Genomic DNA, 12,828 nt, shown 5'->3' on the forward strand with positions numbered 1-12,828 from the left:
GCTATTTTTCAAAAAGGAAAAAGTGTCAGGGCATTTTTTATGTGCAAAACTAATAAAAATAATTCTGAAAATATAGTAAAAATAAGCATATTGTCAAATGAAACGGAGGGTATATAATAAAATATAGAAATTTTTTATGTGCAAAACTAATAAAAATAATTCTGAAAATATAGTAAAAATAAGCATATTGTCAAATGAAACGGAGGGTATATAATAAAATATAGAAATATAAGCGGTGAGAAAAATTGAAAGGAAAAGTGCCTATGAAAAAACTCGGAAAATATGGTAAAAAGGTATCCTGCGTGGTAATTGGAATGCTATGTACAGCAGCGATTGGCGCCTGTGGAAGCACACAAAGTGGGTCCCAAGATGAAAAAGATGTGAGAAATGATATTTCTGTCTATGAAGAGGGAGCTGATTTGGAAGGAACGCTTACATATGGAACCTTATTTATTGAGCCGCAGACCCAGCATATGATTGATTTATTTATGAAGGAGCATCCAGGCGTAAAAATTGAAACAAAGGTTGTTTTTGACAATGATGTTACGGATGAACAGTATAATGAAGGCTTAAATACCTTGCTTACAGAACTTGCATCGGATCAACGGGCGGATATTTATGATGCAACGTATTTACCATCGGAAATTAAGACGAAAGGCAGCGGCTATTTCGAGGACTTAAATCAGTATATTGATGCAGATCCTAATTTTAACAGAGATGATTATTACGATAATATCCTGCGAGCAGCAGAAGTCGATGGAAAACTGTATCAAATTCCGGAAGGTTTTTATTATGTTATGCTTCGGTTGAATAGAAACATAACGGATGAACTGAATTATGAAGTCCCGGACGAAATGGATATCAATGATTTATATGAGTTATATCAGCAGGCCAAGCCAATTGCAGATGATGATTTTACGATTGATGTACAAAACAATATTTACGTGTTTCTGCCGATGACAGAGGACAGAGCTTATTTGAAGAAGGAAGAAGTAAATTTTGATTCAGAAAATTATGTGGATTTTCTGAGAAAAATGCAGGAACTGTATCAATATCAATCATCCTATGCGACCCATGCATTCGCGGATATTAAAAGCTTTTCCGGAAAGAGTGTCCTGCTGAATACATTTACAAATTTACTCGAAGGTTCTCCGAGCGGAATGTTTGAAGAAACCGATACGGCAACAAAACCGATCCTGTTGAAATCAACGGATGGAAAAATTCCTTTCTGGAGAATTGGTGAGGACTTTTCCATGAGTTCAGGCTGCAAAGATAAAGCGCTTGCATGGGAATTTATCAAATTCTGCATTGGTCAGAAACAATTTGAGTTCGAAGATGCAAACAGTGATTCTTACTACAGAAATTTCTTTACCTATGGCAGTATGCTGAACAAAGAAAACACACGGCAGCTTGTTGCGTATCAATTGGAAAATGATGACGACACAGCAGAAAAATGGGAAGCATACAATGAAAAAGTTTCTGCAAAAGCTTTTCGGGATTTACAGTTAGACAGTATTTTGACTGAAATTCGAAACGAATGTATGGAGCAGAAAATCACCCCAGAGGAATGTGCGAAGCTTTTCAGCAAAGAGCAGAGCTTTATGTTAATGAGTAGAAGCTGTCCTTAATCCATGGAATCAGGTATATGAAATGAAAAAACGAAATTTTATTTATATGTGTTTTATCCTTCCAAGTTTTATCGGGATCATGGCTTTTTACATCGTGCCGTTTCTTCTGTCCTTGTATTTTGCAGTGATTGACAACATGATGAACAAGGAATGGGTGGGTCTTAAAAACTTTAAACTGTTATTCGAAAATGAGTTATTCCTTTCAGCACTCCGTAATACCGGAATTTTTGCGGGATTGCAATACCGCTGGGAATGGCGATTGCTTTGCTTCTGGTACTGGTTTTGAAAAAGCAGAGGAGAGGTCGAATTCTTCTTATCCTGCTCCTGATCCCATTAATCGTTCCATCTGGAACGGTGATTGCTTTCTGGAAATATTTGTTTGAGAGAAATGGTTTTCTGGATGGGTTTTTACAGCTTTTTGGAAAAAACATGTTCGATATTGAGAATTCCAGATGGGCCATTTTGATTATTATCCTGATGTATCTGTGGAAAAATATCAGTTTTTCGATTGTCCTTTTCTGGTCCGGGATAAACTGGATTCCGCAGATCTATCATGAGCAGTGCCAGCTGGATGGAGCTACAGGGCGGCAGGAATTCCAATATATTACATGGATCTTATTAAAACCAACGACGTTAGTTGTGCTGTTGATGTCGATCGTGAATTCTTTTAAGGTTTTTAAAGAGATCTATATGCTGTATGGGGCCTATCCATCACCGTATGTTTATATGCTGCAGCACTATATGAATAACCAGTTTTTGTCACTTAATATGCAGAAACTGTCTGCTGCAGCATGGTGTATGTTTCTCATACTGGGAATCTTTCTGGGCATCATTTATCGGGTCCAGAGGAAGAATCTGGATTATTTGTAAAGATCTTTTGTGGGTGATTTTATGAAAAAGAGATATTCGAATTTTTTCGAAAAGCTGATCTGCATGGGAGCTGTCATTTTGGCAGTCATTCCGTTGTTGTTTGTGGCTGGAAAGTCGGTACAAGTTCCAGAAGAGTATCTTATATTGCTCTTTAAGAGACCTTTGTATTTGCGGATGATGTGGAATTCCCTGATTATTACTATTCCGGTTTTGATTGGACAGCTTTTGCTTGCACCGCTTGCCGCATACGGCTTTTGGCAATGCAGGTGGAAATACAAGGAGATTTTGTTCTATCTTTACATGATTGTCATGCTTATGCCGCTGCAGCTGACTTTAGTGCCAAATTATTTAGTGGCGAATTGGCTGGGCATTCAAAATTCGTCCTTGGCAATTATTCTTCCGGCAATGTTTCAGCCATTGGGGGTATTTCTGATTCGTCAGCAGATACAGGATTTTCCGCAGGAAACGTTAGAAGCAGCCAGACTGGACGGAGCCAGCGAATACAGAATTTATCGTTCCATTGTAAAGCCTAATTTGAGTTCAGCCATTGCTGCTGCATTAATCCTGATTTTTATTGACAATTGGAATATTGTAGACCAGGCGGTCATTTTTTTGAGAGAGCCATATCAGCAGCCGTTATCCGTGTATCTTTGCCAGATTTTAGAGGAACAGCCGGATATCTTTTATGCAGCGTCCGTTTTTTACGCAGTACCAGTTTTATTGATATTCTTAATGGGACAGGACTATTTGATACAGGGAATCAGTATGTCCGGTGTGAAAGCGTAGAGGGGAAGAAAGTACGATGAAGTTCAAAAAAATAAGTATAGGGTTAATCGCTCTGTGGTTTCTGTTTTTAACTGCCGCAACGTTTTGGTCGGTCAAAGAAGAGAACAAAACGCTTCCTTCCGTCTGGACAGAGGAGGCACAGGAAGGCAGCATTGAGTATGAATTTCCAGTTGATTTGGAAGTAAGCGCAGCTGATCAGGCAATTGGCTATATCAGCGTGTATGATAACGTTCCGGAATCTTTGCTGCAGGAGGGCAGAGATCTTCTGGTTGGAAAAGTGTGTTCTGTCATTCGAAAGGATGATTTGTATGAGCTTACGGTAGATCTGTATGAAAAACATTCGATTGGTGAAAACGTTGAGGGAAAAATCGAAATCACTTCTGAAGATGTTTTTCCAAAAGTGATCACACGGCAGGCGATTCATGAAGGAGACTTTGGAAAAACGTGTGTCTATTATATTAAGCGTCAGAAGGGAGCCTGGGGGTATGAAAATATTCTGGAAGAAAAAGCTGTGACATGTTTTCCAAATAGAAATTCAGATTTCGTGGTACTTTTATCAGAAGTAGACGAACCGATGGTCGTAAGCACATCAGAACTGACAAATGGAGAACGGGTGAAATTAACAGAAAAAGATTAAGGAAAAGAATACAGCCTCACTACCGGGACTTTCAGGGGTGAGGCTGTTTCATTATGTTCTATGCATGTGCCGATTTATACAGGCTTTAAAACACATTATTATCCGAATAATGCGTCATGATACCTTTCGCATTGTAGCCCAATATATTCCGTAACTTATCAATTGCATTTGCTTCTATATATTGATTATGCCATAACCGCTTCATAAGAACTACGGTCCTAATCGTAAGAACTGGAAACATTGTGAATGACAATGAAAAATGTACGACTATCACCAAAGCCGGAAGCCTAGAAACAGGAGATGCGACCTTGACCGGCATTTTAATGGCGCTGGTGGCAGGATTTTTCGGTGTGCTGGAAGAAACCGTCCGCAGAAAAAACGCCAGTAATGCGGTGGTAATTTAAAAAATATGGAAACAAGGAACGATATAGCTTAACGGCTATGCCGTTCTTTGTTTTTTACTTAAGTACATGTTAGAAATTCCCTGGTATCTGACAATCACACATTATTTTTACGTAATTTAATGTGTGTTCGTCGCTTTACAGTTGACAATCACACATTATTTCAATATAATATAATGTGTGATTGTCAAAGAGGGGTGAGAAACATGAATGTTAAGGAGAAAATCGAAGAACTGCGAGAAGCGTCAGAGGACGGTACGATTACCGCAGCGCAAGTAACAGAAGCCGGACTGCACCGCAGCGTTTTACAGAAGTTTGTCAAGAGCGGCGAGATATACCGCTTCGGGCGTGGCCTGTATGTGTGGAGCGACGTATGGGAGGATGATTTCTACCTTTTACAGCGAAAGTATGGGCGCGGAATTTATTCGCACGATACTGCTTTGTATCTGCGGGGCTATTCGGATCGTACCCCGGCAAAATATACGATGACCTTTCCCAAAGGCTACAATGCTTCATCCTTGAAACGGGAAAATCTAATTGTCAAGCGCGTTGTGCCGGAGAACTATGAACTTGGCAGAATTGAAATGAAATCCCCATCCGGCAATCCAATTCGTGTTTACAATTTGGAACGGACGCTGTGTGACATCCTGCGCGGCAGCGGCAGTGATATACAGATTGTCGGAGAAGCTATGAAACGCTATGCAGCATCCAAGGATAAGAACATTCACAGACTGATGCAGTACGCAGATCAGCTTCGTGTGAAGCCCAAGGTGCTGCGATATATGGAGGTTTTGCTATAGACCGTTTCAGACCGAAAAAAATGGGGTCAAAATCGCGGTCGAAAATTAAGGGGAAAAGGAAAAATTTTCCATAAAAAAGTCGATTGTCTGATAGAAAAATGAAAAGGGGAGCAGATATGCAATTACTAATCAAACAACGTGTATTTTCCTGGTCAGACACGTATGATATCTATGACGAGCAGGGGAACCAAAAGTATTTTGTGAAAAATGAATTTATCTCGCTGGGACACCGTCTGCATGTGTACGATGCGGCGCATAATGAAATTGGGTTTATCAAACAGAAATTATTTTGCTTTCTTCCGACTTTTGAAATTGAATGGAACGGGCAGTTAATGGGACATATCGAAAAACGTTTTGCACTGTTCCGCCCCAAATACGATGTAGATTTCATGGGATGGCGTGCAGAAGGTGACTTCATGGGATGGGATTACGATGTATATGAAGCCTGCAGTGCAGTCGTCCACGTACATAAAAAACTTCTGAGCTGGGGTGACACGTATGTCATCGAATATGATAATCCGAGCAATGAAATTCCGGCATTATTACTGGTGCTGGCGATCGATGCGGCAAACTGTTCACAAAATAATGGATAGCTGGCAGTGTCTGGAATGGCGTCAGGGGAGATGCGGATATGAGAACTTTGGGAAATATTCTGTGGTTTATATTTGGAGGCATGTTCGGCGGACTTGCATGGATTTTTGCAGGATGCATCTGGTGTATTACGATTGTTGGAATTCCGTTTGGACGGCAGTTTTTCAAGATGGCAAGGCTTTCGTTTATGCCATTTGGCACGAGTGTAATTGGATAAAAGGTGTATGGAAAAAGATCGGGTTACCGGTCTTTTTCTATGCGTATCATGAGGCGGCCATTCCTTTGATGCAAATAGAAACATGATAAAAGTATTGCGCAGCAGAATAAAGTATGATACTATAAATTTACAGAAAAAATAAAGAAACGATAGAATATTCAGTATTAATTAAAAAATCAGGAAACAGAAGGGGGGAAGTTTATGAAGATAAGACAGACAATCTTTTTATTACCTTTGTTTTTGCTGGCGGGCTGTGCATCTGCAGGAGGATCACAGAGCAGAGATCTGGATTTAAAGGAACTCTGTACAGAGGAGCAGGTTTTCCAGTATGCGGATTTTGAATGGGGAACGGATTCGGAACAGCTTTTCAAACAGAGCTCCCTGAAGTTTGATGAAAAAGATCTGGGACAGGGTGATGAGAGCAGCACAAAGACATACGAGAGCAAAGAAAAATTTTCCCTGGAAAATGCAGAATCTAACATGGATCTGGAATTTTCGGACGGTCAGCTGAGTCAGGTTTCCTTTACTTTTGACATCGAACAGGATGCCAATACATGGATTCAGAAAGAAGTAGACGAACTGAATTCTTTATACGGCGGAGGAATTGCAACTGGACTCGGAAATCAGATTTATCAGTGGCAGGGGGAGCAGGATACGGTTCTGCAGCTGACGGCTTTTACGGAAGGGGATGAAAGCGCAACCGTTATCTTAAGCGTGGCATCGATGGAATACTCGATTGGATCATAAAATTGACAGATACGGGCGCATCAGACGGCAATGTCTGGTGCGCCTGCTTTTTTGTGAAAAAACTTTCCAAAGCTTTTAAAAGCCAGAAAGATAGAATGACAAAAGTGTCACAGATGTGATATAGTAGTAGAATAATGTGAAAAAGAGAAGGATTTGACAAAAGAGATGGAGTTAGGAAATTTTCAGAAATCAGTAGATTCAGATGAAATCAAAACAATGGCATTTGAAATCATCGGAGAACCGGTAAAAGCAGTTTCCCGCATCTGCGAGCAGTGGGGCGAGGCGGAAGATGAAGTGCGGGAGTACGATGTGTATGTGATCGAGACAGATGCAGGAAAATATACACTGAAGAAAACCGGCAGCAAAGAAGCGCAGATTTATGTGCAGTATCTGTCAAAAGGAGAGTTTCACGTACCGCAGTATGTCGGCATGCGGCAGGCAGAGGATGCGGACTGGATCTGCATGAAGTATGTAGAAGGAAACGACATGCGGGATATGACGGACGAGACAACAGAAAAAGCGGCAGAAACCTTAAGTAAAATTCAGTCGTATTTCTGGACACCGTCGATGGACAAAGCGCCGGAAAATGAAGTGGAGCAGAGATTTGTCGAATACTGGAAACGCGTTCTGCGCCGAGCATCGTCCGTAGTGGATGATCCAATTCTGCGGAAAGCGTATCAGATGTTCCTGGACCGCCAGCTGATCTGTCCATGTACGATGTCAAACGGTGATTTCCTGCAGTGGAATGTGATCTATGACGGCGAAAATGTTGTCATGATTGACTGGGGATTTGGTGGAATGATGCCGTATTCTCTGGACATTGCAAGATTCCTGGCACATGCGACCGAGACACGGAGTACTTTCCCGTTCTACATGAACGATGCACAGAAAGAGCTGTTTCTGGATCGGATGTATGAAGCGTTAAAGACAAAGATTTCACGCGAACAGTTCAATCTGGATGTGAAGCTGGCCACGCTGAATGAGTATATCGAGTTTGTGGAAGCAGAAGAGGACGAAGACGGCTGGTATCTGGAACATGCACAGGCGCTGGCAGAGGAACTTCTCAATTTGTAAAAAAACGGATTGCATTTATCTGTAAGTTGTCCTATAATAGGGAACAGAAAATAAAAAGAAAGAGCACCATTGGTGTAAAGGTGAGGGAATGTTTCTGCGATAATCGACTTTAAGAAAAACACAAAGAACGGGCAGCCTGGAAAACAGGCCTGTTTTTCGTGTACGCTTAAAGACGAGAATCGCTGAATCATCTCCCTTTTTTATGAGAATAGAACAGGGATATTTTTTTGCGGGTCTGTTTTGCGTACGCAGGGCAGGCTCGTTTTGCGTAAAAAGGCAGAAAAGAGGCTGCCGGAGCAAAGGGGACTTCTGTATGATGCAGATAAAAAAATTAACACTGACACATAAAAAAGATCTGCGGGTGATTCTCGAAGATTTTCAGCTTGTACTGAATGACGGTGATAAGGCCGTTATCATTGGAGAGGAGGGAAACGGAAAATCGACGCTGCTGAAGTGGATGTACGATCCCGCACTGACGGAAGATTACATCGAATCCACAGGCGAGCGCATCATCGGAAAGGAGCGGCTTGGATATCTGCCGCAGGAACTTCCGGAGGCGGAGAAAACGAAGACGGTGTATGAGTATTTCTATGAAAAAGAAAAGTTCTGGGATCAGACACCGAAGGATCTGGCGGTGCTGGCAAGAAAATTTGGTCTGACGGAAGAGTTTTTCTATCGGGATCAGCAGATGAGTGAGCTTTCCGGCGGCGAGAAGGTGAAAGCGCAGATGATGCGTCTTCTCATGGAGGATGTCACGGTCCTTCTGCTGGATGAGCCGTCAAATGATATTGATCTTGCGACACTGGAACTTCTGGAGAAACTGATCCGCGAATGGGAGCATATTGTTGTTTTTATTTCGCACGATGAAACGCTGATTGAAAACACGGCAAATATGGTCATTCATATTGAACAGATTGTGCGGAAGACAAAATCGAGATACACGGTTGCGAAACTTCCCTATCGGACGTATGTAGAGGAGCGCCTGCAGAATTTCGAGCGCCAGGAACAGAAGGCGCAGAGTGACAGGAGAGAGAAAGCGCTGCGCGATGAGAAATACCGAAAGGTATACCAGAGCGTGCAGAACGCCTTGAGCAACTGTTCCCGTCAGGCACCGTCCGTGGCGAAAAATCTGAAGGACAAAATGCATACCGTAAAGGCGATGAACCGCAGATTTGAAAAAGAAGATGCCCGCATGACAGAAATGCCGGAGCAGGAGGAAGCGATTTACTTCCAGCTTGGAGGAGCAGAGGCAGCCATGCCCGCCGGGAAAACGGTCATCGAATATCAGCTTCCGAAACTGGAAACGCCGGATGGGGAGCGGGTTCTGGCGGAAAATATCACCTTAAAGATAAGAGGACCGGAAAAAATATGCATTGTCGGCCCGAACGGGGCAGGCAAGACAACACTGCTGAAAAAGATTGCGGCAGAGCTGAAAGAACGGGAGGATCTCCGCGTAGATTACATGCCGCAGAACTACGAGGATCAGCTGGATTTTTCCATGACGCCGGTCGATTTTCTGGATTCCACCGGGGAGAAGAGTGAGAGGACGAAGATACGAACGTATCTTGGGTCGCTGAAGTACACGGCAGACGAGATGGATCACCCCATCCGCGAACTGTCCGGCGGCCAGAAGGCAAAAGTATTGCTTCTGAAAATGAGCCTTGGCAATGCCAATGTGCTGATTCTGGATGAACCAACCCGAAACTTTTCACCCTTATCGGGACCGGTCATAAGAAAAATGCTCCGCGAATTTCCAGGCGCCATCATCAGCATTTCGCATGACAGGAAGTATATCGGAGAGGTGTGCGGGAAGGAGTATCTGCTGGAAAAAGACGGACTCAGACTGATCAGAGAAGAAAAATAAAAATATTCGATAACGAAAAATACGACGGTGGCTGGCCGTCGTATTTTTCCGTGGAGAGATTATGTTTGTCTTAAGAGAAGGTTTCACAGCAGATTCTGTTCCGGTGAAGTCGGGAAAAATGTTAATTTTATATTGAATTAGGTCGGGAAAAATGTTAAATTAGAGTAAGAATAACCAGGGAAAAATGTGAAATAATAAAAAAGAGAAATGGAGGAAGGTCAGCATGCGTCGATTTGCAATGGATAAACTATTAGACTGGAAGAAAAAAAGTAACAGAAAACCACTGATTTTAATGGGAGCCCGGCAGGTTGGTAAAACGTGGTTAATGAAAGAATTTGGTAAGACATATTATGAAAAAACCGCCTACATTTCTTTTTACAATAATCAGAGAATGCAGGCGGTTTTCGATACGGATTTCGATATAAAACGTATTATTATGAACCTCAATATTGAATCAGGCGTAACGATCACCCCAGAGAATACATTGATTGTTCTGGATGAAATTCAAAATGCACCGAAAGCGTTGGAATCTTTGAAATATTTTTGCGAAGAAGCACCGGAATATCATGTAATAGCAGCAGGTTCACTTCTTGGCGTGGCGCTTCATGAGGGAATATCCTATCCGGTGGGAAAAGTAGATTTACTGGATTTATATCCATTCAATTTTAGAGAATTCCTGTGCGCTATGGACGAAGAAGGGCTGGAAAGTGCATTGGAAACAAAGGATTACAATTTAATTGACAATTTTGCGGATAAATATTTGTTCTGGCTGAAAAATTATTATTATACAGGCGGCATGCCAGCAGTTGTAGATGCATTTCGCTTGAATAAAGATTATGCAGAAGTACGACAGATACAGAGTGATATTGTACGGCAGTATGAGGGTGATTTTGGAAAGCATATTGAAGCAAAAGTTCTCCCAAGAATACGAATGGTATGGGATTCTATTCCGATGCAGCTGGCGAAGGAGAATAAAAAATTTTTCTTTGGACAGATAAAGAAAGGAGCCAGAAGCAGCGAATTTGAAATAGCAATTCAGTGGCTTCTGGATTGTGGATTAGTATATAAAGTCAACCGGGTAAATGAGCCTCATATGCCGCTGAAGGCGTATAAAAATATGAATGCATATAAATTATTCGTACTGGATGTAGGACTGCTCGGAGCAATGAGTGAACTGCCAGCAGAATCCATATTGGAGGGGAACGATATTTTTGTTGAATTTAAAGGCGCGCTTACAGAACAGTACGTTCTGCAGCAGTTGATTTCAGATACCCCTTATACGCCATATTATTATGGAAATGAAAAAGCAACTTTCGAGCAGGATTTTCTGATTCAGAAGGCAAAGAGTATTGTGCCGATTGAAGTAAAGGCGGAACAGAACATTCGATCCCATAGTCTTAAAACATATTGCGAAAAGTTCCAGCCGGAAGAAGCAGTTCGATTTTCAACATTGAAGTATAAAGAGCAGGAGTGGATGGTAAATATACCATTATACGCTGTTTGCAACTTATAAATTAAAACAGCTATAAATCCCACGAAAGAAGGTGATCCCCATGCCATTTAAAATCATCCGAAACGACATCACAAAAGTTCATGCCGATGCGATCGTCAACACAGCCAACCCTTAGCCAATTTACGTGAAAACGTATCAGAGGGGCGGTTACTTTAATCAAAGCCAGACGTTCCACCCGTTTTACCAGCCGGAGCAGATCAAAAAGGAAGAACTGGACAAAATTCTCGAAGCCGACAGCATCGCTGATGACAGCACAATCCAGAATGCTTTTTACGATGCCCCGACAGTTGTCTATCTGTTTGCACCGTATACCTACCCAAACGACGCACAGGACTGCTGCGTTGCAAAATCATTTACGATCAGGCAGAATAAACCGAAAAATTCCGGGGAAATATGTGAACTTCCGGGGTTCATTTTGGATGGAAATATTCTTGCAATTTTACAGCGCAGTTATTATAATAAAGACAAGTTCTGCGGTAAACTCATTTTTCGCAGAAAACGCCAGAAGCGGAGGCTGACGTTCAAAAAACAAAAAAGGAGCGTAAGAGAAATGGCAAAAATTTTAATTAGCCCTTCTAAATATTTACAGGGCGCAGGGGAAATGAAAAACATCGGAACATATGCGGCAAAATGCGGAAAGAAAGCACTGGTTCTGATCAGCCAGGGAGGCTACAGACGGATCGGAGCAATGATCGAAGAAAGCTTTGCGGGAAGCGACTGCGACGTTGTTTTTGATTATTTCAACGGCGAGTGCTGTGAGAGTGAGATCAACCGTCTGGTTGCTATCGTGAAAGAAAAAGGCTGTGATCTGGTTATCGGTGTCGGCGGAGGCAAAATTTTTGATACCGCAAAAGCAGTTGCCTACTACGCAGAAAAACCAGTATTCATCTGCCCGACCATCGCATCGACCGATGCACCGTGCAGCGCACTGTCTGTTGTATACACAGAAGAGGGTGTATTCGAGAGATACCTCTTCCTTCCGGCAAACCCGAACCTGGTTCTGATGGACACTGACATCATCGTAAAATCTCCAGTCCGCCTGACCGTAGCCGGAATGGGTGATGCACTTGCCACCTATTTTGAAGCAAGAGCCTGCCAGAGAAGCGGAGCTACTTCCTGCGCCGGTGGAAAAACAACCGAGGCAGCGATGGCACTCGCGAAACTCTGCTTTGACACTCTGATGGAAGAAGGTGTAAAAGCCAAAATCGCTCTTGAAGCCGGCGTATGCACCCCGGCAGTCGAGAAAGTCATCGAGGCCAACACCCTCCTTTCCGGAATCGGTTTTGAAAGCGCAGGCCTCGCAGGAGCCCACGCCATCCACAACGGCTTCACCGTACTCGAAGAGTGCCATCACATGTACCACGGTGAAAAAGTAGCCTTCGGAACCCTGACTCAGCTCGTCCTGGAAAACGTACCGCTCGATGAACTTGAAGACATCATCTTATGGTGTATCGAAGTCGGTCTCCCAGTCACCTTAGCTGAACTCGGTGCCGGAAACGTAACCGACGACCAGCTCATGGAAGTAGCCAAAACCGCATGCGCAGAGACCGACACCCTCCACAACATGCCCTTCGAAGTAACCCCGGAGACCGTCTTTGCCGCCATTAAAGCAGCCGACGCCTACGGTAGATACTATCTCGACGAAGAAGAATAACCCGTATGAAAAAAAGATCTCCTGCCAACCCCAGGAGATCTTTTTT

The 12,828-nt window shown here is 42.7% G+C and carries 13 protein-coding genes; all 13 read left to right on the forward strand.

The window, feature by feature from the left end:
• Positions 1-263 precede the first annotated feature (263 nt).
• The 13 genes from DXA55_RS16045 (at position 264) to DXA55_RS16110 (ending at position 12,782) form a co-directional block, all read left to right on the forward strand.
• Positions 264-1,628: an ABC transporter substrate-binding protein gene (locus tag DXA55_RS16045; RefSeq protein WP_117814626.1), complete on the forward strand. Its 1,365-nt coding sequence runs from the start codon at positions 264-266 to the stop codon at positions 1,626-1,628.
• A gap of 246 nt (positions 1,629-1,874) precedes the next feature.
• Positions 1,875-2,498 carry a carbohydrate ABC transporter permease gene (locus tag DXA55_RS16055; RefSeq protein ID WP_278309032.1) on the forward strand — a complete coding sequence of 208 codons (624 nt, stop codon included), beginning with the start codon at positions 1,875-1,877 and terminating at the stop codon, positions 2,496-2,498.
• A gap of 21 nt (positions 2,499-2,519) precedes the next feature.
• Entirely contained in the window at positions 2,520-3,284 is a 765-nt protein-coding gene (locus DXA55_RS16060; RefSeq protein ID WP_147326093.1) for a carbohydrate ABC transporter permease, read from the forward strand.
• A 16-nt stretch (positions 3,285-3,300) separates the two neighbouring features.
• On the forward strand, positions 3,301-3,921 hold the full coding sequence (locus tag DXA55_RS16065; RefSeq protein WP_022463309.1) for a hypothetical protein: 621 nt from the start codon (positions 3,301-3,303) through the stop codon (positions 3,919-3,921).
• A 242-nt stretch (positions 3,922-4,163) separates the two neighbouring features.
• Positions 4,164-4,325, forward strand: coding sequence for a hypothetical protein (locus DXA55_RS17170; protein WP_156338048.1), 162 nt, complete (start codon positions 4,164-4,166; stop codon positions 4,323-4,325).
• A 203-nt stretch (positions 4,326-4,528) separates the two neighbouring features.
• Positions 4,529-5,122 (forward strand): type IV toxin-antitoxin system AbiEi family antitoxin domain-containing protein, encoded by a 594-nt coding sequence (locus DXA55_RS16070; RefSeq protein WP_022463308.1) that lies wholly within the window; start codon positions 4,529-4,531, stop codon positions 5,120-5,122.
• A 116-nt stretch (positions 5,123-5,238) separates the two neighbouring features.
• Positions 5,239-5,715 carry an LURP-one-related/scramblase family protein gene (locus DXA55_RS16075; RefSeq protein ID WP_022463307.1) on the forward strand — a complete coding sequence of 159 codons (477 nt, stop codon included), beginning with the start codon at positions 5,239-5,241 and terminating at the stop codon, positions 5,713-5,715.
• Positions 5,716-5,753: 38 nt separating this feature from the next.
• Positions 5,754-5,930 carry a YccF domain-containing protein gene (locus DXA55_RS16080; protein ID WP_082424435.1) on the forward strand — a complete coding sequence of 59 codons (177 nt, stop codon included), beginning with the start codon at positions 5,754-5,756 and terminating at the stop codon, positions 5,928-5,930.
• A gap of 201 nt (positions 5,931-6,131) precedes the next feature.
• Positions 6,132-6,677, forward strand: coding sequence for a hypothetical protein (locus DXA55_RS16085; RefSeq protein WP_022463305.1), 546 nt, complete (start codon positions 6,132-6,134; stop codon positions 6,675-6,677).
• A 165-nt stretch (positions 6,678-6,842) separates the two neighbouring features.
• Entirely contained in the window at positions 6,843-7,751 is a 909-nt protein-coding gene (locus DXA55_RS16090) for an aminoglycoside phosphotransferase family protein (protein ID WP_147342037.1), read from the forward strand.
• Positions 7,752-8,064: 313 nt separating this feature from the next.
• Positions 8,065-9,615, forward strand: a complete 1,551-nt coding sequence (locus DXA55_RS16095) for an ATP-binding cassette domain-containing protein (protein WP_117814630.1) — start codon at positions 8,065-8,067, stop codon at positions 9,613-9,615.
• Positions 9,616-9,838: 223 nt separating this feature from the next.
• Entirely contained in the window at positions 9,839-11,128 is a 1,290-nt protein-coding gene (locus DXA55_RS16100) for an ATP-binding protein (RefSeq protein ID WP_117814631.1), read from the forward strand.
• Positions 11,129-11,678: 550 nt separating this feature from the next.
• Positions 11,679-12,782 (forward strand): glycerol dehydrogenase, encoded by a 1,104-nt coding sequence (locus DXA55_RS16110; RefSeq protein ID WP_117814632.1) that lies wholly within the window; start codon positions 11,679-11,681, stop codon positions 12,780-12,782.
• Positions 12,783-12,828 lie beyond the last annotated feature (46 nt).

Origin of the sequence: Blautia sp. OF03-13 (genome assembly GCF_003460685.1) — a bacterium.
GTDB lineage: Bacteria > Bacillota > Clostridia > Lachnospirales > Lachnospiraceae > Fusicatenibacter > Fusicatenibacter saccharivorans.

Bases quoted from the DNA above. Each gene is read 5' to 3' on its own strand.
- DXA55_RS16075 (WP_022463307.1), top strand. From the start codon at position 5,239: ATGCAATTACTAATCAAACAACGTGTATTTTCCTGGTCAGACACGTAT.
- DXA55_RS16090 (WP_147342037.1), top strand. From the start codon at position 6,843: ATGGAGTTAGGAAATTTTCAGAAATCAGTAGATTCAGATGAAATCAAA.
- DXA55_RS16080 (WP_082424435.1), top strand. From the start codon at position 5,754: ATGAGAACTTTGGGAAATATTCTGTGGTTTATATTTGGAGGCATGTTC.
- DXA55_RS16065 (WP_022463309.1), top strand. From the start codon at position 3,301: ATGAAGTTCAAAAAAATAAGTATAGGGTTAATCGCTCTGTGGTTTCTG.
- DXA55_RS16095 (WP_117814630.1), top strand. From the start codon at position 8,065: ATGATGCAGATAAAAAAATTAACACTGACACATAAAAAAGATCTGCGG.
- DXA55_RS16045 (WP_117814626.1), top strand. From the start codon at position 264: ATGAAAAAACTCGGAAAATATGGTAAAAAGGTATCCTGCGTGGTAATT.
- DXA55_RS16085 (WP_022463305.1), top strand. From the start codon at position 6,132: ATGAAGATAAGACAGACAATCTTTTTATTACCTTTGTTTTTGCTGGCG.
- DXA55_RS16110 (WP_117814632.1), top strand. From the start codon at position 11,679: ATGGCAAAAATTTTAATTAGCCCTTCTAAATATTTACAGGGCGCAGGG.
- DXA55_RS16100 (WP_117814631.1), top strand. From the start codon at position 9,839: ATGCGTCGATTTGCAATGGATAAACTATTAGACTGGAAGAAAAAAAGT.
- DXA55_RS16060 (WP_147326093.1), top strand. From the start codon at position 2,520: ATGAAAAAGAGATATTCGAATTTTTTCGAAAAGCTGATCTGCATGGGA.
- DXA55_RS16070 (WP_022463308.1), top strand. From the start codon at position 4,529: ATGAATGTTAAGGAGAAAATCGAAGAACTGCGAGAAGCGTCAGAGGAC.